Source organism: Mesorhizobium tamadayense, from assembly GCF_003863365.1.
Lineage (GTDB): Bacteria > Pseudomonadota > Alphaproteobacteria > Rhizobiales > Rhizobiaceae > Mesorhizobium > Mesorhizobium tamadayense.
This window is the reverse complement of record NZ_RQXT01000022.1, coordinates 47425-71101: the sequence shown is the minus strand read 5'-3', so window position 1 is coordinate 71101 and position 23677 is coordinate 47425. Positions and strand designations below refer to the sequence as shown.

Below are 23677 nucleotides of genomic sequence, written 5' to 3'. Positions count from 1 at the left end.
GATGGCGCTGGTTCCGGTCGCCGAGGCGCTCGAGCGCCTGTTGGATGGCGCGACCGCGCTGCCCGGTGAAAGCGTTCCGCTGGCCGATGCGGCAGGCCGGGTGCTGGCCGAACCGGTGGTGGCGCTGCGCACGCAGCCACCGTTCAACGCGTCGGCGATGGACGGCTATGCCGCACGCTTTGCGGACGTGGCCTCGGTGCCGGCGCGGCTCTCCGTGATCGGTACCGCGCCCGCCGGACGCGGCTTCGCCGGCTCCGTCGGCAAGGGCGAGGCCGTGCGCATCTTCACCGGCGCGCCGCTCCCCGAAGGCGCCGATACCGTCGTCATTCAGGAGAATGTCCGCGACCTCAGCGGCGGCAGCATCGAAGTGACCGAGCCGACAACGGAAGGACGCAACGTCCGCCGAAGCGGGCTGGACTTCGGCCAGGGCGACACACTCCTCGAAAAAGGCCGCCTGCTCGATCCGGCGGCGCTTTCGCTGGCGGCGTCCGCCAACCACCCGAGCCTCAACGTGGTGCGTCGGCCGCTGGTTGCCATCATCGCTACGGGCGATGAACTGCTGCCGCCGGGCAGCGAACTTGGCCCCGACCAGATCATCTCGTCGAATGCCTATGGTGTCACAGCCACGGCCCGGTCGGTTGGAGCGCGCGCGCTCGATCTCGGCATCGCCGCCGACCGGCAGGACGCGATCGCGGCTCTGGTCAAGAAAGCGGTCTCAGCCGGCGCCGACATCATCGTCACCCTCGGCGGCGCCTCGGTCGGCGATCATGACCTGATCCATGACGTGCTGACCGGCGAAGGCATGAAGCTCGATTTCTGGAAGATCGCCATGCGACCCGGCAAACCGTTGATGTTTGGCCGGCTTGGCGACATCCGCTGCATCGGCCTGCCCGGCAATCCGGTGGCAAGCCTTGTCTGCTCGCAATTGTTCCTGAAGCCGCTTATGGCGCGCCTTGGCGGCCGCGACTATCGGCAGGACGTTCGCACGGCACGGCTGGCTGCCGCGATGCGCGCCAATGATCTCAGGCAGGACTATGTGCGGGCCGTCGTGCGCGAGGAGGCCGGACAACTGGTCGCTACACCGTTCAGCATCCAGGATTCCTCGATGCTGAGGACGCTGGCCGACGCCAATGGCCTGATCGTGCGCCAACCCTTCGCACCGGCGGCTGAAGCCGGCGACGAATGCAGCGTTCTGATGTTACGCTGAACAAAACGTCAACACATTCACTAAACTTTAAACGGTTGCGGAACACAACTGGAACAGATAGTGTTTGTTCTGGGTTTGTTTTCTGATTCTGGTTTCAGGACCCGCTGGGGGCTGCCATGCTGACGCGCAAGCAACATGAACTTCTGATGTTCATCCACGAACGTCTCAAGGAAAGCGGCATTCCGCCGTCTTTCGACGAGATGAAGGAAGCGCTCGACCTTGCCTCGAAGTCGGGCATCCACCGCTTGATCACAGCGCTGGAGGAGCGCGGTTTCATTCGCCGGCTGCCAAACCGGGCGCGCGCCCTTGAGGTTCTGCGGCTGCCCGATTCAATCGCGCCCGGGCTGAATGCGGCGAGGAAATTCTCTCCCAGCGTCATCCAGGGCGGCCAAGGCAACCTCGGCAGGCAGATCAAGCCCGCGGCGTCCTCCCGCACGCCCAGCAATGACGACGACGCCGTTTCGGCCGTGTCCATCCCTGTGATGGGCCGCATCGCCGCCGGTGTGCCGATCGACGCCATCCAGCACCAGACGCATTCGATCACGGTGCCGCCGGATATGATTACGGGCGGTGAGCACTACGCGCTTGAAGTCAAGGGCGACTCGATGATCGAGGCCGGCATCTTCGACGGCGACACCGTCATCATACGCAATGCCAACACGGCAAGCCCGGGCGAGATCGTAGTGGCGCTGGTCGACGACGAGGAGGCGACGCTGAAGCGCTTCCGCCGCAAGGGCGCCTCGATCGCGCTCGAAGCCGCCAACCCGGCCTATGAGACCCGCATCTTCGGACCCGACCGCGTCAAGGTTCAGGGCAAGCTGGTGGGGCTCATTCGCCGCTACTGAGCCGGTTGTGGCTTGGCCTCCGGCTTTTCGGGCCTCTTGTAGGGCGCTAGCCTCGCGCGAGTAGCGCCGCTGTTCGTGCCAGGGGCGGTACGGTTTTTCGACGGCATATTGGATGGCGGCTCGCGCCGTTGCCGATTGCGGGTCGAAGAAGACGGCAGCACTGCCGTCGCGAGCGAGCTGGCGCTTGGTGACGACGAGAACGCGTGGATCGCGGCAAGGATTGTAGCCCGTAGCGTCGTTGATGACGATGAGATCGGCGAAGCCGCAGGCCGGTCTGGCGCTGTTGCGATTTTCCGCCAGCGCGACGATCGCGCCGGACGGATGCCGGCCAATGCAGAGATCGCCGGTGCAGTAAAAGGGCGAGCCAGGCGGCAGGTCGACCGGATCGGCGATGTCCAGCGCCTCTTTGGCGAACGTCTCCGGCGGCACGATTTCCTCGGCCTTGAGCGCGCGTTTCCAGTTGTCGGTGGTGAACTCGTTGGCGCTGGCACAGTTGATGGCGAGTTCGCCGCCGCCGATCGGCATCGCCACCAGATGCGCGTCCTCGGAGATCAGCACGTCCGGCGTGCGCACCTGCGGAATGGTCAGCAAGGCCGCAACTGCGAAAGGGATTGCAGCCAGCCTGAGCCAGATGGTCGCCATCGTGGCGATGACGAGCGCGATTGTCGCCAGCAGCACCGAATGGATCGAGATCAGCCCCACGGCATCGACCGGCGACCACTGCGAAATCCACGCCGAGATCGCGATCATCGCCGTCAGGCCCTTGCCCATAACATAGAGGAACGGACCATCGAGGCCGAATGGCATCGCCAACGCGCTTAGGACGGCAAACGGCATGACGATTAACGAAACGATCGGCATGATCGCCAGATTGGCCAGCAGGCTGAGCGGCGAGACGCGCTGGAAATGCCAGATGGCAAAAAGTGCCGTGGCACTTCCGGCAATGATCGACGTCATGGCAGCGCCACCCGCTCCGACCGCCAGCTTGCGCGACAGGAATTGCAGGAACGACCGCTTTGCCGGCGGCGCCATCACCTTGCCGGCGCGGTAGTCGGCCCAGCCGGCATAAGCGCCGACAAGGGCAGCTGTCGCGGCGAACGACATCTGGAAGCTTGGGCCGACCACTTCATGCGGCGACACCAGGATGACGGCGATGGCCGAGAACGCCAGCTTGCGCATCGTCAGCGCCGCGCGGTCGAACAGCACGGCGATCAACATGACGGCCAGCATGATGAAGCTTCGCTCGGCGGCGACCACCACGCCGGAGATGACGAGATATGCGGCGATCGAGATAAGCGCGATGGCCGCGGCATATTTCTTCACGGGGCGCCGCGAGGAGAAATCCGGAAACAGGGCGAAGGCGCCGCGCAGCAGAAGCATGATCGTGCCGGCGACCAGCGCCATGTGCAGGCCCGAAATCGAGATGATGTGGTAGATGCCCGTCCGCCGCATCGCTTCGTTGATGTCCTCGGGAATGCCGGCGCGAATACCCACGATCAGGGCTGCGGCAATCTCGCCTTCGGGTCCGCCGACGGTGCTTCTGATGTGATCGGCAATGTTTTCGCGCGCGTTCTCGATCGTCGAGGCGATGCTCGGGGCAGCGGGCGGGTCGGCTGTGGGAATGATTTTCGGATCGCCGAGGAAAAAGCCGCTGCCGCCAATGCCGGAAAAATAGCTGTCGAACGAAAAATCATAGCTTTCGGGGCGGACCGGCCCGGTCGGCGGCAAAAGCCGTGCATAACCCGTCACCAGCGACCCAGCCTTCATGTCGGCCGGGATCCTGCGCGCCGAGACCCTGACGCGGTCCGGCGCGTAGCGCAGCTTCGGATGCGCGGTCGAGATGAGGTCGATGGTCAGCCTGACGCGGCCATTGGCCATTTCCTCGGCGATGACGACGCGCCCCGTCAGCCTTGTCTGGATTTCGGAGCCGAGCATCGGCGTTGCGGCCCGCCATGTCTCGACCTTCGCGGCGACAAAGCCCAACGCGCAAAACAGCGCCGCCATGAAAACGAGATGTGTCCTCGGCCAGGAGCGGGAAGCCGCCGCGCATACGGCCATCAGCGCTACCGCCGCCAGCGGCCTGTAGAGATCCGGCTCGGCGTTCACGGAAAAATAGAGGATCACGCCGGCGGCCAGGAACACCGGCACCAGCAGGAAGACGATGCCGCGGTCGAGCTCGGTGGTGGCGGCTTCGGCGACGCTCCGGCGAAACGCGGAAAACGAGGCGCGCCGGAACTGCCTGCGGATCCGGTCGATGGTTGCCGGCGGAGAAGTCGGGCGGGCAGCGGCGCCGTCGGGCGACAGAACCTCCGCAGGCGGGCGTCGCTCCGGGAGCAGAACCGGTGCCGCTTCAACAGGCGCAGTGCCGGCAAACAGCAGGCGCTCGCCAGCCGTCGTCCCCTCGCCCTCCTCCGCGCCCCGGCCGCGTCTTGCCATCGGGTCTGCCCCTTGCGCCCCAGACCCCCTATGCTACATGAACGCCGACCGCGCGAAGTCCGCGCAATCACGCCCGTTTTCAGTGCCACCCTGAGAGTTTCATGTCCGACAAGGTCGTCACCCGTTTTGCCCCCTCGCCCACCGGCTACCTGCACATCGGCGGCGCGCGCACGGCGCTGTTCAACTGGCTCTACGCCAGGCATACGGGCGGCACGATGCTGCTACGCATCGAGGATACCGACCGCGAGCGTTCCACCGAGGCGGCGACGGCCGCCATTCTGGACGGACTGACCTGGCTCGGCCTGTCATGGGACGGCGAGGCTGTATCGCAGTTCGAGCGCGCCCCGCGCCACCGAGAGGTGGCCGAGGAGCTGGTGCGCCTGGGCAAGGCATATTACAGCTACGAGACGCCGGCCGAGCTCGAGGCCATGCGCGAGGCGGCGCGCGCCAAGAGCCTGCCGCCCCGCTACAACGGCAAGTGGCGCGACCGCGACCCGTCCGAGGCACCTCCGGGCGTCAAGGGCGCCATCCGCATCAAGGCGCCGATCGAGGGCGAGACCGTCGTTCACGATCGTGTGCAGGGCGAGGTGCGCTTCCCGAACAAGGATCTCGACGATTTCATCATCCTGCGCTCGGACGGCAACCCAACCTACATGCATGCCGTCGTCGTCGACGACCATGACATGGGTGTCACCCACATCATCCGCGGCGATGACCACCTGACCAACGCGGCGCGCCAGACCGTGATCTACAATGCCATGGGCTGGACCGTGCCGTCGATGTCGCACATCCCGCTGATCCATGGCGCCGACGGCGCCAAGCTGTCGAAGCGCCACGGCGCGCTCGGCGTCGAGGCCTATCGCGCGATGGGCTATCTGCCGGAAGCCCTGCTCAACTATCTGGCCAGGCTCGGCTGGAGCCATGGCGACGACGAGGTGATGTCGATCAAGGACATGATCGCCTGGTTCGACATCGGCGACGTCAACAAGGGCGCAGCGCGCTTCGACTTCGCCAAGCTCGAGGCGCTGAACGGCGTGCACATGCGCAACATGGACGACAAGGCTCTCTTCGACCACTTCGTCGCCACCTTGCCCTATCTCGAAGGCGGCCCGGCGCTCGCGGCTAAGCTCGATGACAGGCGCAAGGCACAGCTGCTTGCCGCCCTGCCCGGCCTCAAGGAGCGGGCAAAGACGCTGGTCGAGCTCGTGGACGGGGCTGCCTTCCTGTTCGCCGAGCGGCCCCTGCAGATTGACGAGAAGGCCGCTGGATTGCTTGGCGGTGACGCGCGCGCCATTCTGCGCGGCGCCCATGCCGCGCTCGCGACGATCTCCGGCGAATGGAGCGCGGCGTCGGCGGAGGCTGCGATCCGCGACTTTGCGCAGGCCGGCGGCCACAAGCTCGGCGCCGTGGCGCAGCCGCTCCGAGCCGCGCTTACCGGCCGCAGCACCTCGCCCGGTGTGTTCGACGTGCTTGCCGTGCTGGGGCGCGAGGAAAGCCTGGCGCGGATTGGAGATCAAATCGATTAGGCGCGAACTGGCCCAAGAAGATTGGCATTGAAAGGTGTGTTTCGCAGTGCAACATTAGGCCTTGGCCCAATCTGGCACGCACCTCCTAAAATGCGGTGGCAAGTTCGCGCATTCCGGTGATTTCGACGTGTCGTTTGCAGGAATTGCCTTGCCGGCATGAGGAAACATAAAGGAGTTTGCAATGAGCGAAGCTGCGACAAAATTGGGACCGGGCGGCAAGGCGAGTGAGTCGATCGCCAGGCTCGAACTCGCCGGCAAGACCCATGAATTCAAGGTGCGAAGCGGCTCGACCGGGCCTGACGTCATCGACATCGGCGCACTCTACAGCACCACCGGCGCCTTCACCTACGATCCCGGCTTCACCTCGACGGCGAGTTGCGAGTCGGCGATCACCTTCATCGACGGCGACGCCGGCATCCTGCTGCATCGCGGCTATCCGATTGACCAGCTTGCCGAGCACGGCGACTTCCTCGAGGTGTGCTACCTGCTGCTCTATGGCGAGCTGCCGACCAAGGCGCAGAAGGACGACTTCGACTACCGCGTGACGCGCCACACAATGGTGCACGAGCAGATGTCGCGCTTCTTCACCGGCTTCCGCCGCGACGCGCATCCGATGGCGGTCATGTGCGGCGTGGTCGGCGCGCTGTCGGCCTTCTACCACGACTCGACCGACATCTCGGACCCGTACCAGCGCATGGTCGCCTCGATGCGGCTGATCGCCAAGATGCCGACGATCGCGGCGATGGCGTATAAATACCACATCGGCCAGCCCTTCATTTATCCGAAGAACGAGCTGAACTTCGCCGCCAACTTCCTGCATATGTGCTTTGCCGTGCCGTGCGAGGAGTACAAGATCAATCCGGTGCTGGCGCGCGCCATGGAGCGCATCTTCATACTGCACGCCGACCACGAGCAGAACGCCTCGACCTCGACCGTCCGTCTTGCCGGTTCTTCGGGCGCCAACCCGTTCGCCTGCATCGCTGCCGGCATCGCCTGCCTGTGGGGCCCGGCGCATGGCGGCGCCAACGAGGCGGCCCTCAACATGCTGGGCGAGATCGGCCATGTCGACAACATCCCGGAGTTCATTGCCCGCGCCAAGGACAAGAACGATCCGTTCCGGCTGATGGGCTTCGGCCACCGCGTCTACAAGAACTACGACCCGCGCGCCAAGATCATGCAGAAGACCGCGCATGAGGTGCTGGGCGAGCTCGGTATCAAGGACGATCCGCTGCTCGACATCGCCATGGAGCTGGAAAAGATCGCGCTGACGGACGAGTACTTCATCGAGAAGAAGCTCTATCCGAACGTAGACTTTTATTCCGGCATCACGCTGAAGGCGCTGGGCTTCCCCACCACCATGTTCACGGTGCTGTTTGCGGTTGCCCGCACCGTCGGCTGGATCGCGCAGTGGAAGGAAATGATCGAGGATCCGCACCAGAAGATCGGCCGCCCGCGCCAGCTCTACACCGGCGCCACCGAACGCGATTACGTGCCGATTGCGAAAAGGTAAGTTTCAGCGAATAGCGAATAGGGACAGAAGGCAGCGGGCGCTGGTCGGCACCCGACCCCCTACTCGCTATTCGCTACCCCCTATTCGCTCTTTTGATACACCCCATCACCACTTCGGCGGCAATCTCGCCAGACGGCCTCTCGGTCGCCATGCGCCTGGCGATCTCGCCGAAGCCTGCCTTCTGCCAGGCACGCATGCCGGTGTCGGCGAACAGCGCCTCCAGCTGACGCGCCAAGTTCTCCGGCCTGACATATTGATCGTAGAACTCCGGCACCAGCGCCCGATCGGCGATCAGATTGGGCAGCAGCGCCGACCACGTCGTCACGAGATGATGCAGCAATTGCCTGGCGATCGGATCAAGCTTGTAGCTGGAGACCATCGGAACTCCGGAAAGCGCCAGCTCCAGCGAAACCGTTCCGGACGCGATCAAAGCCGCATCGGCCTTGCCGAAGGCCTGCCATTTGCGCTCCGGATCGGTGATGATCTCGGGCTTCTCGTCCCAACTCGCGACCGATGTCCTGACTAGGTCGGCGACATGCGGCACCGTCGGCAGCAGCAGGCGCAACCGGTGACCGCGCTGATGCAGGACCGATATCGTCTTGCCGAACGGCGCGATCAGCCTGCGCACCTCGCCGCGACGCGATCCAGGCAGCACGAGCAACGTCTTGACGCGATCCTCCGACAGGTCGCGCGGCAAGCCCTGCGCCTGGGCGGCGCCAAGGACCCCGGGATCCTGCGTCAGCCGGTGGCCGACATAGGTGCCGGGCGGCCCGCCAAGACGGGCAAGCGCCTTCACTTCGAAAGGCAGGATGCAGAGGATGTGATCGACATAGGGCTTCATTGCCACCGCCCTGCCCGACCGCCATGCCCACACGCTCGGGCAGACATAGTGGACGATCGGGATAGCGGGCGCCGCGGCGCGGACTTTTTTGGCGACACGCAACGAAAAGTCGGGGCTGTCGATGGTGATCAGGCAGTCCGGCCGCTCCGCCGCGATGGTGGCCGCCGTCTGGCTGATCCGCCGCATCAGCCGCGGCAGGTCGCGTAAAACGGCGCTGAAGCCCATCAGCGCGATCTCGCTGCCGTCGAAGAGCGGTGTCAGCCCCAGTTCCCGCAGATGCCGGCCGCCAATGCCGACAAGCTGGATCTTACGGCCGGTGGTCTTGTCCAGCGCGCGCACGATGTCGGCGCCGAGCAGGTCGCCGGATTCCTCGCCGGCGACGATGGCGATCTTGAGCGGCTTCTCAGCGACCATCAGCCGGCTCCGTTGCGGGGAACCCGACGATGAACAAGCCAAGCGCATTGGCCCGCGACAACGTCTCTGGGCCTTCGAGAATGAGCGAGCGGCCCGCCTCGACGGCTATGCCAGCCAGGCCCGCGTCATGCGCGGCCTCGACCGTCTGCGGGCCGATCGAAGGCAAGTCGGCGCGCAATTCCTGGCCAGGCTTGGTGCATTTGACGAGAACGCCGCGCGTCCTTCCGGCGAGCCTGCCGTGGCCGCGCAATTCGCGTGTCCTTTCGAGCAGGCCCTTGGTGCCTTCGATGCCTTCCAGCGCGATCACCCTTCCTCCGATCGCGATCGCCGCCTGGCCGATGTCCAGCGCTCCGATGGCCTTGGCCGCCGCGCGGCCCGCCTCGATATCGCGCCAATCCGATTGCTTTGGTTCCTTGGTCGTGAGTGTGCCCTCGCCGGCGGTGAGCTCCGGAACGATCTCATGCGCGCCGACGACCGTGACGCCGCGCTTTTCCAGCACGCGCGTAAGGACCTTCAAAAGCCCGTCGTCGCCGCGCGCCAGCCCCATGATCACTGAGGGAATTATCGCCAGCAGACCGAGAGTCGGGCGTATCTTGGTCAGCCGTGGCCTGCGCCTGATCTCGCCGGCCAGAACCAGGTGGCTGATGCCTTGGCGTTTCAGCAAGGGCAGCAGCAACCCGATGTCTTCCAGCGCGAGCGTCGCCTGCTCGTAGCCGGCAAAGTCCGCTTCGCGGTCCACCTCGTCTTCGGCCAGGATGATGAAAGGCGGGTGTCCCTGCCTGACCAGGCCTTCGGCCACTTCGACCGGCAGGCTGCCGCCACCGGCAATGATGCCGACCCTGGAGCCCGGCGCGAGTGCAAGCCTTGCTTCGGCGGGCTCAGCCCTCGTCATCGCCCCTCGTCATCGCCATTGTCATCGTCGCCGCCACCCTTGAGCGACGGGACGGCATAGTGCCGCTTGCCGCGGCTGGTGATGAAATCGATGATCTTCATGGCCGTCGGCGACGAAGCGAATTCCGCCTTGGCGATTTCCACATTCTCGCCAACGGTCCGGGAGCGGTCGAAAATCGTCCTGTAGGCCTTGCGCAGTAGGTAGATTTCAGAGCGCGCCAGGCCGGAGCGCTTCAGGCCGACGATGTTGAGGCCGCGCAGGCTGGCGCGATTGCCGACGGCAATGGCATAGGGGATGACGTCGCCGACAAAGGCCGAGCACCCGCCAAGAAAGGCGTTGTCGCCGACACGCACGAATTGATGAACGGCGCTGAGGCCGCCGATATAGACGTTGTCGCCGATCTCGCAATGTCCGCCGAGCGTTGCCCCGTTGGCAAAAGTGGCGTTCTTGCCGACGACGCAATCGTGGGCGATGTGGGCATAGGCAAGGAAATTGCCGTTGTCGCCCACGGTCGTCTCACCACGGCTGGAATCGGTGCCGAGGTGCATGGTGACGCCTTCGCGGATCGTGCAGTTCTCGCCGATGACCAGCGTGGTGCGGCCGCCCTTATGCTTTGTGTTCTGCGGCGGGCCACCTAGGATCGCCATAGGATAGACCTTGGTCGCGGCGCCGATGCTGGTCGCGCCCATCACCGAGACGTGGCTGACCAATTCGACACGGTCGCCGATCACCGCGTCGGCGCTCACATGACAGAACGGCCCGATGCGGACGCCTTCGCCGAGCCGGGCCCCTTCTTCGACGACCGAGGAAGGATGGATTGAAGTCTGAACTTTCATGAGCATTTCGAACCGTCAGCCGGTGACCATCATAGCTGAAACCTCAGCTTCGGCGGCCTTTGCGCCATCCACCATCGCCTCGCAGGCGAATTTCAGCAGGTTGCCGCGCTTCTTGATTTTCTTGACGTGGATTCTGAGCTGATCGCCTGGAACGACCGGCTTGCGGAACTTCGCGTTGTCGATGGTCATGAAATAGACCAGCGACGGCTTTTCCGTGTTGAGGCTGCGGATGCAGATCGCGCCCGCGGTCTGGGCCATGGCCTCGATGATGAGCACGCCCGGCATCACCGGCTGTTGCGGGAAATGGCCTTGGAAATGCGGTTCGTTGATGGTCACGTTCTTAATGCCGACCGCGGACTCGTCGCCATCGATATCGACGATGCGGTCGATCAGCAGGAACGGATAGCGGTGCGGCAGGAGCTTCATGAGCCCCATTATGTCGACCGCCTCGAGTGTCGTCGCAACCATGTCAGCCATTTCCGTCGCCCTGCTTGCGCGTCCTGGCCAACCTGCGCAGCATCGCGATCTCGCGCATGGCTTCCGCCATCGGCTGCGCCGGATAGCCTCCCCAGACCTCGCCCGCCGGCACGTTGCTCATGAATCCACTTCTCGCAGCAAGCTTGGCTCCCGGACCAATGGTCAAATGATCGGCGAGGCCGACACCGCCACCCATCGTGACGTTGTCGCCCACGACAACGGAACCGGAAATACCCGAAAGCCCGGCTATAATGCAATTGCGGCCGATCCGAACATTGTGGGCGATCTGCACCAGATTGTCGATCTTGGTGCCCTGTCCGATAACGGTGTCGGACATCGCGCCGCGGTCGACGGTCGAGTTGGAGCCGATCTCGACGTCGTCCTGGATGATGACGCGGCCGATCTGCGGCACGCGCTCAGGTCCCTTGGCGCCGGCCACGAAGCCGAAACCGTCCTGGCCGATCCTTGCGCCGCCGTGAATGATGACACGGTTGCCGATCAAGGCATATTGGATGCTGGTGCCCGGACCGACGTAACCATCGCGGCCTATTCTGCAGGAGCGGCCAATGACGGCGTGGGGCGCAACGACCGTGCCTGCGCCGACGGAAGCGTCGGGACCGATCACGGCGCCTGCCTCCACGATCGCACCGGCTTCGACATGCGCGGACGGATCGATATAAGCCTGCGGCGAAATGCCGGTTTCGCCAGTCATCGGCCCTGGAGTGGCGGCGTGCGGAAAGAGCAGCCGCCCGACCATGGCGAATGCCTGCTGCGGTCGCGGATGCACCAGCACCGCAACCCCTTGCGGGGCTCTGTTGGCAAAGTCTGCAGGGCACAGCACGGCAGCCGCCTTGAGCGCCTGCATCAAAGCGAAATTGCGCTTGCCGTCGACGAAGACAAGCGCACCTTCGCCGCCCTCATTGGCGGGCGCCAGCGCTTCGATGGCGATATCGGCCTGCGAGGCATCAACGAGATTGGCGCCGGTCAGATTCGCGACCTCGCTAGCCGTATACCGGCGTGAAGGCGCGAAGAACACCGGATCGGTCATTCCACAAACATTATCCAGCTAGGTCGGATCAGTCTATTCCGGGCCGTCAGGCAGCCCGGAAACATCGTAACCCGCGGATTAGAAACGAGTCGCTATGCCGAAGTTGAATTCCTGCACGTCGTCGCCCGGCTGTTTCTCGACCGGGATCGCATAGTCGATGCGGATCGGGCCGAACGGCGACGCCCACATCAGGCCGACACCGACGGAAGCACGCAAATGCATGTCAGCCGATCCCGCCTTGATCAAAGTCGGATCGAGCTTATTGCCATAGAGTGTTGCCGCGTCGGCGAACACCGCGCCACGCAATCCGAAGCTTTCCGGAATGACCGGCAACGGGAACTGCGCTTCCGCAGAGGCATTGAAATAGGTCGTGCCGCCGAGATGGTCACCACTGGTTCCAGCAGCCACAGGACCAATGCCGCCATAGGCGAAACCGCGGATCATGCGGTCATTGCTCTGGAAGTGGTCGAAAATGCGCAGATCGCCATTGCCGTAGCCCGCGATATAGCCGGCGCCACCCGACACCAGGCCGACCAGGTCGAGCTGCTCGGACAAGGTTTGGTACACGCTTGCGCGCCCGGTCAACTTCACCCACTTGGCGTCGCCACCGAGACCAGCGACCTCGGTCGTGCCAGTGATGTAAAGACCCTCATGCGGGTTCTTCATGTCATCGATGGTGTTGTAGACCAGCCCGAGGCTGACCGACGATTTCAGCCAAGGGCTTTGTTCGATGCCGTCTAGGATTGCCTGGGAGACATTGCAGTCTGCGTCGGGAATACCATCGCCATTATCATCGCAGCCGTCGGCCAACTTATACTTTTCCTGGGCGATATTATACGCCAGCTGCGTCGAGATGTTGTCGGTGATCGGCAGACCGAAGCGGATGGTCGCGCCGGTGACGTCACTGTCGTAGTGATCGTACTCGCGGGTCGACTTGTAGATATCGAACCCGGCCGCGATGCGCCGGCCGAGGAAATATGGCTCTGTGAAGGAGAGGGAGTAGTCGCGCGAATGCTTGCCGCCGCCGGCCGACAGCTTGATGTACTGGCCGCGGCCGAGGAAGTTGCGCTCGGTGATCGAGCCTTCGACGGACGGGCCTGGCGTGTCGCCGCCGGTCGAATAGCCGGCGCCGACCGAGAACTCACCGGTCGACTTCTCGACCACGTCAACGACCAGGACGACCTGGTCCGGGGCCGACCCGGGAACAGTCGAGATATCGACTTTTTCAAAGTAATCCAGCGCTTCCAGCCGCTTCTTCGCGCGCTGGATGAGGACCTGGTTGAAGGCGTCGCCTTCGCTGACGTCGAATTCGCGGCGGATGACATAGTCGCGCGTGCGGTCGTTGCCACGGATTTCGATGCGCTCGACATAGGCTTTGGTGCCCTGGTCGATGGTGTAGACGACCGAAATCGTGTGGTTTTCGAAATTGCGATCGCCACGCGGCGTCACCTGGGCAAAGGCGTAGCCCGAACCGGCGACCTTCTCCGTCAGAGCGACAATCGAATCCTCGACGTCCTTGGCGTTGTAGACATCGCCCTTGTGGGTCTCGACCACCGATTCCAGCGCCTTGGAGTCGACTTCGGGAATGGTGCTCTCGACGCTGATGTCGCCGAAGGTGTAGCGCTCGCCTTCCTGCACGGTGATCGTGACGGTGTATTTGTTCGTGGTGTCGTCGAGCTCGCCGACGGCGGAAACGACCTGGAAGTCGGCATAGCCGTGATTGTAGTAGAAGCGGCGCAGCAACTCCTGGTCGGCGCGCAGCTTGTCCTCGTCATAGACGTCGTCGCGCAGCACGAACGAAAGCCAGGACGAACGCTTGGTGTTGATAACGTCCGACAGGCGACGGCTGGAAAAGGCGCTGTTGCCGACGAAATTAATGGCCGCGATCTGCGTGCGGCCGCCTTCATTGATGTTGAAGACCACGTTCACGCGATTGTCGCCGAGATCCATGATCTGGGTGGTCACGGCGGCGTCGTCGCGGCCGATGCGCCGATAGGCGGCCTTGACAGCCTCGACGTCGGCATCGAGCGCCTGCTGCGAGAAGGTCGCGCGCGGCTTCAGCTGGATGGCAGCCTGGAGCGCGTTGTCCTTGAGCTTCTTGTTGCCCTGGAACAGAACCTGATTGACGACCTTGTATTCGGAAACCTTGACGACCAGCGTCGAGCCGACTTGATTGATCTGGACGTCCGAGAACAGCCCGGTGCCGAACAGAGCCTTCACCGCGCTGTCGATATCGGCGCTCGAAAACGCCTTGCCGGGCTTGATCGAAATGTAATTGCGGATGGTTTCGGCATCGACACGTTGGTTGCCGCTGACCTCGACCCTGCTGACAACTGCTGCTTCGGCTACCGATGTGGCAACGAACTGCACTGCGAGCGCGCCTGGCAAAACCAGGGCGGCGGACAAAGCCGCCGCGGACGCGGCGCTCAGAAACTTGGATGCTGCCTTCATCGGGCTTTTGTACCTTTTTCTCGTAGTCCCCACGGCGAGAAAACCGGACGTGCGGTATTTTCCCCTACCGTATTAACCGGATTTTCCCTACACGCAAGGCTCCCGGTTAATTTGTATTTACTTAACCCTGATGCGTGGCTTTCGCGTCACGCATATCCCCACGCATGGTAAACGGCGTCTCAATACGGTCGGGGTCGAAGCCAAATTTCTTCATGATTTCAGCACCCAAACAGGTCATTCCAAAAAACGAAGCCCATGAACCCGAGCACCAGAAGGAGACCGGCCCGGTAGGCCATCTCCATCATCCGCTCCGACACGGGCCGCCTTATGACGGCCTCCACGCCGTAGAACAAGAGGTGGCCCCCGTCGAGGGGGGGAATCGGCAGAAGATTGAGAATTCCTATTCCGACTGACAGGAATGCAACAAGCTGCACCAGCCACTCGAAGCCGAGCTTGGCCGCCTGACCCGACATTTTTGCGATCTTGATCGGTCCGCCCAGCTGGCATTTATCCTCACGCCCGATGACAAACCGCTTCAGGAACTGGCCGGTGCGCTCGATGACATGCCCGGTTTCCTCGACTGCCGCCGCCAGCGCGCCTGCGGGCGTGTAGGAGACCAGGCGCGGCTGCCCCAGCTCGGCGTTGTTGGCGACGCCGATGATCGCGACCTTGACCTTGTTGCCCAGCGCGTCCTGCTGCTCCATGGGCTCCGGCGTCGCGGTGACGGTGATTTCCTTGCCGTCGCGCAACATGGTGAAAGTGATGGCGTCGCCGGCGCGGCCCGAGACCAGGCGCTGAACGTCGGCAAAGGTCCCCACCTTGTTGCCGTCGACCTTGACGAATCGGTCGCCGGGCTGGATGCCTGCCCGCGCCGCCGGACTGCCGGCGGTCACTTCGGCCACCATCGGCTCCATCACCGGACGGCCGTAGAGCGAAAACAGCACCGCGAACACGGCGATCGTCAGCAGGAAATTGAACAGCGGTCCGGCAACAACGGTTGCCGCGCGTTTCCAGATCGGCTGCGTGTGGAAGGCGACCCGGCGCTCGGCCTCGGTCAGCGATTCGAGGTCTTCGGCGCTCGGCTGGCTCGATGTCGCGTTCATGTCGCCGACGAATTTGACATAGCCGCCGAGCGGAATGGCGCAGAGCTTCCAGCGCGTGCCGTGGCGGTCATTGAAACCGAAGAGTTCCGGGCCGAAGCCGATGGCAAAAGCCTTCACGCCGATGCCGCACCAGCGGCCGATGAGATAGTGGCCCATCTCATGGACGAACACCACGACGGTGAGCACGAACAGGAACGGCACGAGGGTGCCGAGGACAAAGCCCTGCGTGCTGAAGAGCGCGTGAAGAATCTCGTTCAAGTCATGCCCTCAAATTCGCCCAGCGCGAGCGTCCGCCGCGACTGTGGCATCAATCCGGGCGAATCCGTGGCATGCGTCGTTTTTCGCCCGTTGGCGACGCCGTTCAGTTCGGAAACAGCCCCAATGCCGGATGGTCGGCGCCCGCCGCGATCCAACCGATGACGTACAGGGCGAAAGCCGCCGCGACAAGCCCATCCACCCTGTCCATGACGCCGCCGTGGCCTGGAATCAGATTGCTCGAATCCTTGCAGCCATGCCGGCGCTTGACCCATGATTCGAACAGGTCCCCGATCTGCGAGACTATCGAGAGCGCCAGCGCCACGAAACCGAGCATGACGAGATTGTCCGCCCTGGCCGCGATTGCCAGCAGCAATCCGGCGACCACGCCACCGATGGCGCCGCCGATCGCGCCGCTCTGAGTCTTGCCCGGCGAGATCGATGGCGCGAGCTTCGGCCCGCCGACGGCGCGACCGACGAAATAGGCCGCGATGTCGGTTGCCCAGACCACCGCGAACAGAAAGAGGATGGCGATCAGGCCGGCATGGTCGCTGCCACGCAACAGCGCCAGCGATAGGCCGGAGAGAGACGCATAGGCCAGGCCGGCTGCGTCCCAAGGCGTCGTTCCGCGCATCTGAGCGCCGGCGGCGGTGATGACGACCAGCGCCACCACAAGGATCGACAGCCAGACCGCCGGCACGCCGGCAATCAAGGTGCCGACAAAAACCAGCAGCAGCGCCTCCGGCAGAAAGCCCAGGCTGCCGCCGGTAGCAGGGCGCGACATGCGCGACCATTCGTAGAAAATGGTGCAGGCGAGGAAGGCGCAGAACAGGCGGAACGGCAGCCCGCCGAGCCAGGTGAGCGTCAGCGTAACGGCCGCCATCACGATGGCCGAGATGACGCGTTGCTGGAGATTGCTCATTGACGTCGGCGCTACAAGGCGACGTCGCGGGCGGCGAGTCCGCCGAAACGCCGCTCGCGACCGGCAAAGTCGCGCAGGGCGTCGGCCAGATGCTCCCGGCTGAAATCCGGCCAGTAGCAAGGCAGGAAGACAAGCTCGCTGTAGGCGGCCTGCCACAAGAGGAAGTTCGACAGCCTTAGCTCGCCGCTGGTGCGAATCACCAGGTCGGGATCGGGAATGCCGTCGGTGTCGAGCGAGGCGGCAAAGCTCTCCATCGTGATGCCGTCGCTTGTCATTTCGCCGCGCGCCACGGCGGCGGCAAGCTTGCGCGCGGTGCGCACGATCTCGTCGCGGCCGCCATAGTTGAAGGCAATGACCAGCGTCAGCGACTCGTTGCCGGCAGTCAGCGATTCGGCCTCCTGCAGCAGGCCCCTGATGTCGGGCTGCAGCCCTTCCCGGTCGCCGATCACCCGCACTCGCACGCCGTTCTGGTGCAGCTCTGCGAGATCGCGGCGGATGAAAAGCTTCAAGAGACCCATCAGGTCGCTGACTTCGGATTTCGGCCGCGACCAGTTTTCCGAGGAGAAGGCGTAGACCGTCAGGTAGGAGATGCCGAGCTCAGGCGCGGCGCGCACCGTCTTGCGCAAGGCCTCGACGCCGGCGCGATGGCCGGCAAGCCTCGGCATGCCGCGCGCCTTGGCCCAGCGTCCGTTTCCATCCATGATGATCGCGACATGCGCGGGCGTTGCCATGGTCTCGCTTTCGAGCCGGTGAGAAACCGACCCTAAACCTGCATGATTTCAGCTTCCTTATCGGAAAGCAGGTGATCGATGGTGCTGATCATCTCGTCGGTCAGCTTCTGAACCTGGTCGGAGCGCTTGCGATGATCGTCTTCGCTGATCGTACCGTCCTTTTCCGCCTTTTTTAGGAAATCCATGCCGTCGCGGCGCACATGGCGCACCGCGACGCGTGCATTCTCGGCATAGCCATGCGAGATCTTGACCAGTTCCTTGCGGCGCTGCTCGTTGAGCTCGGGCAAAGGAATCCTCAGATTGGTGCCGTCGACGATCGGATTGAAGCCGAGATTGGCTTCGCGGATAGCCCGGTCGACGGCGCTGACCATCGACTTGTCCCAGACCGAGACCGAGATCATGCGCGGCTCCGGCACCGACACGTTGGCCACCTGGTTGATCGGCATCGCCGTGCCATAGGCCTGGACCTGGACCGCGTCGAGCAGGTTGCTGGAAGCGCGCCCGGTGCGCAGCGAAGCGAGATCGTGCTTGAAGGCCGCGATCGCCCCGTCCATGCGCCGCTTGAGGTCGTCGTACTCGCCACTCATGATCATCTCCTCGACCCGTTCGCCGGGTTCACTGCTTGTCTTCTAATCTCGTCCTGAACCGGCAATCATCTCGCCGACCTCGGCCCCGGTCAATTGTCCGCGACGATCGTGCAACGGCCGCCGCCCCTAAGAATTTCGCCGAAACCACCCTTTTCGTGGATCGAATAGACGATTATCGGAATGTTATTTTCGCGCGCAAGCGCAATCGCGGCCGTATCCATGATCGTAAGCCCGCGTTTGATGACTTCGGCATGAGTTATGTGCTCGAAGCGCACCGCGTTCGAATCCTTCTTGGGGTCGGCCGAATAGACGCCATCGACCTGTGTGCCCTTGAACAGCGCGTCGGCGCCGATCTCGGCGGCGCGCAACGCCGCGGCCGAATCGGTGGTGAAGAACGGATTGCCGGTGCCGCCGGCGAAAATCACCACCTTGCCCTGGTTCATGTAGGCGGTTGCCTGGCGCTGCGAGAAGCTTTCGCAGAGTTCCGGCATGGCGATGGCCGAAAGCACCACGGCGTCGACGCCTATCTTGTTCAGCGAGGTGCGCAGCGCCAGCGAGTTGATGACGGTGGCGAGCATTCCCATGTGATCGCCGGTGACGCGGTCGCCGCCCTTGGAAGCGACGGCCACGCCCCGGAAGATGTTGCCGCCGCCGATGACGACGCCGACTTCGATGCCGAGCGCGCGCGCCTCGGCTATGTCGGCCGCGATGCGGTCGACGACCGAAACGTCGATGCCGAAATGTTGTTCTCCCATCAGCGCTTCGCCCGAAGCTTTCAGCAAGACACGTCGATAGAGGGGCTTCACCGTCATCTGGTTCCTCGAAAATCTCGGCGCGGCAAATCAGGAGGCGAAACTGCCCGCTTCGCCTGGCGGCGCTGGCATGATGGTTCGACCCGATACACGAAGGGCGCGGCGATGTCACGCCGCGCCCTTGCGCAAAATCCCAGGCTTTCCGATCAGTTGCTGCTGATGCTGACCGCCTCGCCTTCGACCAGGACCGGCAGCGAATAGCCGGAAGGCTTGTCGCCGGTCACGGTGCCGCCAGCCACCCTGACCTGGATCTCGGGTCCAAAATAGGAATGCGGGAACGGCGCCGGCGCGCTGCTCACCGAATCGAGCCGCTTGCGAAGCTCGGGCGCGATCGAAAAATCGAGCGCCCCTAGGTTGTCCTGCAGCTGCGCGAGCTTCGTCGCGCCGAGGATGACGGTGGCGACGCCGGGCTGCGTCGTAACCCAATTGAGCGCCACCTGGGCCATGCTGCGGCCGACTTCGGCGGCCACCTTCTCGAGCTCAGCCACGATTGCCCAGTTGCGGTCGCTGAATTTCTGGAAGCCCGGATGCGTGGTGTTGCGAAAACCGTCGAGCCGCCCGGCGTTCCCGGCCTGCGTCGGGCGGTACTTGCCGCTGAGCAGCCCGCTGGCCAGCGGGCTCCAGACCATGATGCCGGCGCCGTGACGCGTGGCCAAAGGCACGAATTCATGCTCGATCGTGCGTTCGGCCAGCGAATATTCGAGCTGCAGGGCCGAGACCGGCTCATAGCCGCGCAGTTCGGCGATCGCCTGCGCCCGGCCCGCATACCAGGCCGGCACGTCGGAAAGGCCGACATGGCGCACCTTGCCCGCGCGCACCAGATCGTCAAGCGTGCGCAGCACCTCCTCGGCAGGCGTCAGCCTGTCCCAGACATGCATGAGATAGAGGTCGATATAGTCGGTTCCGAGCCGCTTCAGCGAAGCGTCCACGGCGCGCATGATGTTCTTGCGGCCATTGCCGCCGCCATTCGGATTGCCCGGTTCTGAATTGAAGGTGAATTTAGTGGCGATCACCGCCTTGTCGCGCAAGCCGCGCTCGGCGATGAATTCGCCAAGCCAGGTCTCGGCGGTGCCGCCGGTATAGAGATCGGCGGTGTCGAAGAAATTGCCGCCTGCCCCGACGAAAGCATCGAACATGGCGCGGGCGGTTTCCCTGTCGGCGCCCCAGCCCCATTCGGTGCCGAAGGTCATGGTGCCCAGCGCCAGCCGGCTGACGCGCAGGCCGCTGTTGCCGAGCGTGTAATATGTCATGCTCATGATGTGTTCCGATCGTGTTCAGCTTATTGGCCGGGGGTCGACTTCACCCAGGGATTGCCGCGCTCATGCGTCACGCGGAAGGTGAAGCCGTCGACCTTCCAGCCCGCGCCGGAGCGGATCAGGTGGTGCTCGTAGGTGCCCCACACTTCCCAGAGCGGGTCGCCATTGCCCTCCATCCGGTTCCAGGCATAGCCATTGGAATGGACGGTCGCCGTGTCGCCATCGATGTCGGTCTGGTGGTTGGTGCGCAGGTGCAGGCTGGTCTTGCTGCCCTTGAGGTTGGCCGCCCAGGTGCCGATCAGGTCGTCAGAGGCGATGGTGGCCGGCGGCTGCCCGGAAAGGCTGCTGAAATCGACGGTGACGCGGTCGGCGAAATAGCTGCGCGCCAGCTTCCAGTCCTGCGCATCGACGGCGCGGTCGATGGCGTCCGCGATACGGATGACGGCGCGCTCGTCGGCAAGCGCCTGCCAGCCCGCCGGTTCGGCTCCGCCGGCATCGACCGGCGCCAGCGCCAGTCCTGCCGCGAAGGTCACGTGTCTCAAAGCATTCATGTCTCTTCTCCTTAAGCATCAGCCCGCCGCCGATGTGTTGGCGGATAATGTGGAGCAGCGCGTCGGCATCGATAAGATTGCATTGTTCGCAAAGACTGTGCGATATCACTCATGAATGGACCGGGATCTGCTCGCACACCTGCCTGTTGTCGTTGCAGTGGCGCGACGCGGCGGCTTCGCGCTTGCCGCGGCCGAGCTCGGCATGAGCCCGTCGGCCGTCAGCCATGCCGTGCGGCTGGTGGAGGAGCGCATCGGCCAGCCGCTGTTTGCGCGCACCACGCGCAGCGTTTCGCTGACCGAAGCCGGCAAGGCATTGGTTGAGACGGCGGCCCCCGCCCTTCAGGATATCACTGAGCGGATGGACCGCATCCGCGGCATCAAGGGCCGCCCCTCCGGCCTGCTCAGGATCAACGCCTCCAACATCGCGATCCCCTTGGCGGTGACGCCGGTGGTCGCGGCCATGGCCGAGCGCTATCCGGATGTGACGGTCGAGGTTTTCGCGGACCAGGCCCTGGTCGATATCGTCGGCGAGGGATTCGACGCCGGCATCAGGCTGGGCGAGATGATCGCACAGGACATGATCACCGTGCGGTTGACGCCGCCCTTCAAGGCCGTGGTCGTCGCTTCGCCCGCCTATATCGGAAAGCACGGCCGTCCGCGTGACGTGGCCGACCTCGCGAAACACAACTGCATCGGCTACCGGCTTGTCCGCGCCGGCGGGCTCTATCGCTGGGATCTGAACGAGGGCGGCAAGGATATCGTGGTCGAGACGCACGGCACGGCCGTCGTCACCGATTCGCTTGCGGCGATCGACCTTGTGCTTGCCGGCGTCGGGCTCGCCTATGTGTTCGAGCCGCTGGTGCGCGCCGATCTCGCCGCCGGTCGTCTGGTCCAGATCCTGCCGAAGACGGCGATCGAGGAGCCGGGGCTCTTCCTTTACTTCCCGCGCCGGGCGTCGATGGCGCCGAAGCTGAGGGCCTTTATCGATACCGCACAAGAAATCGGCCGGGCATCCATGCGGACACCCGACCGAGTTGCCTGAGCTCTTTAGCCTTACTTTTTTCTTCGGGCTATTTCTTGACCACGGCCGCAACTTCCGCCGCGAAATCGGTCGTTTCCTTCTCGATGCCCTCGCCGAGCGCGAAGCGCAGGTAGGCGCTGATCTTGGCCGGAGCGCCGATCTCCTTCTCGGCATCCTTCAGCGCCTTCTCGACAGTGATGTCGGGATTGAGCACGAAGGCCTGCTTCAAAAGCACCACCTCCTCGTAGAACTTGCGCAGGCGGCCCTCGACCATCTTCTCGATGATCGCCTCCGGCTTGCCGGTCTGGCGCGCCTGGTCGGCGAAGATCGCCTTCTCGCGCTCGACCGCTGCCGGATCGAGTTCTTCCGTGGTCAGCGCCATCGGGTTGGTGGCGGCGACATGCATGGCAACCTGGCGGGCAAAGGCGTGGGCGGCATGCTCGTTGCCGGTGGTCTCGATCGCGACGAGCACGCCGAGCTTGCCGAGGCCGTCGGCAACGGCGTTATGGACATAGGTTGCAACCGTGCCATGCGGCACGGTCAGCTTGGCCGAGCGGCGGAAGCCCATGTTCTCGCCGCTGGTGCCGACCGCGTCCTTGATGGTATCGGTGATCGACTTGTCGGAGCCCGGATACTTGGCCGCGGCAACAGCTTCGGTCGTGCCATAGGCGAGCGCGACCTTGGCGACGTTGGCGACGATTTCCTGGAAGGCGGCATTGCGCGCGACGAAGTCGGTCTCGGAATTGACCTCGACGATGGCGGCTTCACGAACGCCGGAATCGACGCCGATCAGGCCCTCCGCCGCGGTGCGGCCGGCCTTCTTGTCGGCCTTCGAGATGCCCTTCTTGCGCAGCCAGTCGACGGCCTCTTCCATGTTGCCGTTGGTTTCGTTCAACGCAGCCTTGCAGTCCATCATGCCCGCGCCGGTCAAGTCGCGGAGTTCTTTGACCTGTGCAGCCGAAATGCTCATTGTCGCCTCTTTGTCTCAAATGCGCCGACGCACCATCGAAACCCGATGATGCGCCCGGCAAAAGCGCTTTAGCGCGCCAACTTATTGGAAAGATGAAGGCCGGAACCGGCCTTCGCTTTTCAAGCTTCCGGAGCCTCGGCCGCCGGGGTGTCGAGCGCCGGCTCGACGGGGGCCTCGGCCGACGCGCCGATGTCCATGCCGAGCGCGCCCTGCTGACGGGCGATACCGTCGATGGCAGCCTTGGCGATCAGATCGCAGTAGAGCTGGATGGCGCGCGCCGCGTCGTCATTGCCCGGGATCGGGAAGTCGATCTTGTCCGGATCGCAGTTCGAATCGATGATGGCGACGACCGGGATGCCGAGGCGCTTGGCCTCGAGGATGGCGATCGCTTCCTTGTTGGTGTCGATGACGAACATCAGGTCCGGCGTCGAGCCCATGTCCTTGATGCCGCCCAGCGCCTTGTTGAGCTTCTCGCGCTCGCGATCGAGGTTGAGGCGCTCCTTCTTGGTGAGGCCCTGGGCCTCGCCGCCGAGCGTCTCGTCGAGCTTGCGCAGCCGCTGGATCGAGTTCGAGATCGTCTTCCAGTTCGTCAGCATGCCGCCCAGCCAACGCGAGTTGACATAGTACTGGGCCGAACGCTGCGCGGCGTCGGCGACGATGTCCGAAGCCTGGCGCTTGGTGCCGACGAACAGCACGCGGCCGCCCTTGGCGACGGTGTCGGAAACCTGCTTCAGGGCCTGGTGCAGCAGCGGCACCGTCTGCGACAGGTCGATGATGTGGATGTTGTTGCGGGCGCCATAGATGTAAGGCGCCATCTTCGGGTTCCAGCGGTGGGTCTGGTGGCCGAAGTGAACACCAGCTTCCAAAAGCTGGCGCATGCTGAAATCAGGCAGAGCCATTCTTAGTTCCTTTCCGGTTGGCCTCCACGGACACAGGCATTTTCGGACTTATGTCCTCGATGCCACCGGAGGTTTCAGCCGGATTTC

Annotated in this window: 19 protein-coding genes and 2 pseudogenes; 5 read left to right on the top strand and 16 right to left on the bottom strand. The window is 64.0% G+C overall.

The genetic code is table 11. The annotated features are described in order from the left end of the window. Position 1 precedes the first annotated feature (1 nt). Together EH240_RS18630 and lexA are read left to right on the top strand one after the other, a co-directional pair. On the top strand, positions 2–1207 hold the full coding sequence (locus EH240_RS18630; protein WP_125000982.1) for a molybdopterin molybdotransferase MoeA: 1206 nt from the start codon (positions 2–4) through the stop codon (positions 1205–1207). A 116-nt stretch (positions 1208–1323) separates the two neighbouring features. Next, complete coding sequence (gene lexA, locus EH240_RS18625) at positions 1324–2052, top strand: transcriptional repressor LexA (RefSeq protein WP_125000979.1); 729 nt, start codon at positions 1324–1326, stop codon at positions 2050–2052. 681 nt (positions 2053–2733) lie between these two features. Here lexA and EH240_RS39895 read toward each other — a convergent pair. Next, positions 2734–4110 (bottom strand): annotated as a pseudogene (locus EH240_RS39895) (ComEC/Rec2 family competence protein); the annotation flags it as partial. 479 nt (positions 4111–4589) lie between these two features. Here EH240_RS39895 and gltX point away from each other — a divergent pair. Together gltX and gltA are read left to right on the top strand one after the other, a co-directional pair. After that, positions 4590–6014 carry a glutamate--tRNA ligase gene (gene gltX / locus EH240_RS18615; protein WP_125000976.1) on the top strand — a complete coding sequence of 475 codons (1425 nt, stop codon included), beginning with the start codon at positions 4590–4592 and terminating at the stop codon, positions 6012–6014. A gap of 181 nt (positions 6015–6195) precedes the next feature. Beyond that, positions 6196–7524 carry a citrate synthase gene (gene gltA, locus EH240_RS18610; protein ID WP_125000973.1) on the top strand — a complete coding sequence of 443 codons (1329 nt, stop codon included), beginning with the start codon at positions 6196–6198 and terminating at the stop codon, positions 7522–7524. Between the two features lie 73 nt (positions 7525–7597). Here gltA and lpxB read toward each other — a convergent pair whose 3' ends face one another. The 13 genes and pseudogenes from lpxB to EH240_RS18545 form a co-directional block, all read right to left on the bottom strand. Further along, positions 7598–8779, bottom strand: coding sequence for a lipid-A-disaccharide synthase (gene lpxB, locus EH240_RS18605; protein ID WP_125000970.1), 1182 nt, complete (start codon positions 8777–8779; stop codon positions 7598–7600). Next, the gene (locus tag EH240_RS18600; protein WP_125000967.1) at positions 8769–9671 is read right to left on the bottom strand and encodes an LpxI family protein; all 903 of its coding nucleotides are present in this window, start codon (positions 9669–9671) and stop codon (positions 8769–8771) included. The genes lpxB and EH240_RS18600 overlap by 11 nt, the downstream gene beginning before the upstream one ends. Beyond that, positions 9668–10507: an acyl-ACP--UDP-N-acetylglucosamine O-acyltransferase gene (gene lpxA, locus EH240_RS18595; protein WP_125000964.1), complete on the bottom strand. Its 840-nt coding sequence runs from the start codon at positions 10505–10507 to the stop codon at positions 9668–9670. The genes EH240_RS18600 and lpxA overlap by 4 nt, the downstream gene beginning before the upstream one ends. A 15-nt stretch (positions 10508–10522) precedes the next feature. Further along, a complete protein-coding gene (gene fabZ / locus EH240_RS18590) occupies positions 10523–10984 on the bottom strand; it encodes a 3-hydroxyacyl-ACP dehydratase FabZ (protein WP_095818698.1) in 462 nt (153 codons plus the stop codon). Then, entirely contained in the window at positions 10977–12032 is a 1056-nt protein-coding gene (gene lpxD, locus EH240_RS18585; protein WP_125000961.1) for a UDP-3-O-(3-hydroxymyristoyl)glucosamine N-acyltransferase, read from the bottom strand. The genes fabZ and lpxD overlap by 8 nt, the downstream gene beginning before the upstream one ends. 78 nt (positions 12033–12110) lie before the next feature. Continuing rightward, complete coding sequence (bamA, locus tag EH240_RS18580) at positions 12111–14483, bottom strand: outer membrane protein assembly factor BamA (RefSeq protein WP_125000958.1); 2373 nt, start codon at positions 14481–14483, stop codon at positions 12111–12113. 218 nt (positions 14484–14701) lie between these two features. After that, complete coding sequence (gene rseP / locus EH240_RS18575; RefSeq protein ID WP_125000955.1) at positions 14702–15844, bottom strand: RIP metalloprotease RseP; 1143 nt, start codon at positions 15842–15844, stop codon at positions 14702–14704. A gap of 103 nt (positions 15845–15947) precedes the next feature. Then, entirely contained in the window at positions 15948–16763 is an 816-nt protein-coding gene (locus EH240_RS18570) for a phosphatidate cytidylyltransferase (protein ID WP_125000952.1), read from the bottom strand. An 11-nt stretch (positions 16764–16774) separates the two neighbouring features. Next, a pseudogene (locus tag EH240_RS18565) lies at positions 16775–17506 on the bottom strand (isoprenyl transferase); the annotation flags it as partial. 20 nt (positions 17507–17526) lie between these two features. Beyond that, complete coding sequence (gene frr / locus EH240_RS18560) at positions 17527–18081, bottom strand: ribosome recycling factor (RefSeq protein ID WP_125000947.1); 555 nt, start codon at positions 18079–18081, stop codon at positions 17527–17529. An 89-nt stretch (positions 18082–18170) separates the two neighbouring features. After that, positions 18171–18893, bottom strand: coding sequence for a UMP kinase (gene pyrH / locus EH240_RS18555; protein ID WP_125000944.1), 723 nt, complete (start codon positions 18891–18893; stop codon positions 18171–18173). Positions 18894–19039: 146 nt separating this feature from the next. After that, positions 19040–20149, bottom strand: a complete 1110-nt coding sequence (locus EH240_RS18550; RefSeq protein ID WP_125000942.1) for an aldo/keto reductase — start codon at positions 20147–20149, stop codon at positions 19040–19042. 23 nt (positions 20150–20172) lie between these two features. Beyond that, positions 20173–20700, bottom strand: coding sequence for a nuclear transport factor 2 family protein (locus EH240_RS18545; protein WP_125000939.1), 528 nt, complete (start codon positions 20698–20700; stop codon positions 20173–20175). Positions 20701–20815: 115 nt separating this feature from the next. Between EH240_RS18545 and EH240_RS18540 the strand changes: the two genes are divergently transcribed. Then, entirely contained in the window at positions 20816–21742 is a 927-nt protein-coding gene (locus EH240_RS18540) for a LysR family transcriptional regulator (RefSeq protein WP_125000936.1), read from the top strand. 28 nt (positions 21743–21770) lie between these two features. Here the strand turns inward: EH240_RS18540 and tsf are convergent, their stop codons facing one another. Continuing rightward, positions 21771–22691 (bottom strand): translation elongation factor Ts, encoded by a 921-nt coding sequence (tsf, locus tag EH240_RS18535; protein ID WP_125000933.1) that lies wholly within the window; start codon positions 22689–22691, stop codon positions 21771–21773. Positions 22692–22810: 119 nt separating this feature from the next. Then, a complete protein-coding gene (gene rpsB / locus EH240_RS18530; protein WP_125000930.1) occupies positions 22811–23590 on the bottom strand; it encodes a 30S ribosomal protein S2 in 780 nt (259 codons plus the stop codon). Between the last annotated feature and the right edge of the window lie 87 nt (positions 23591–23677).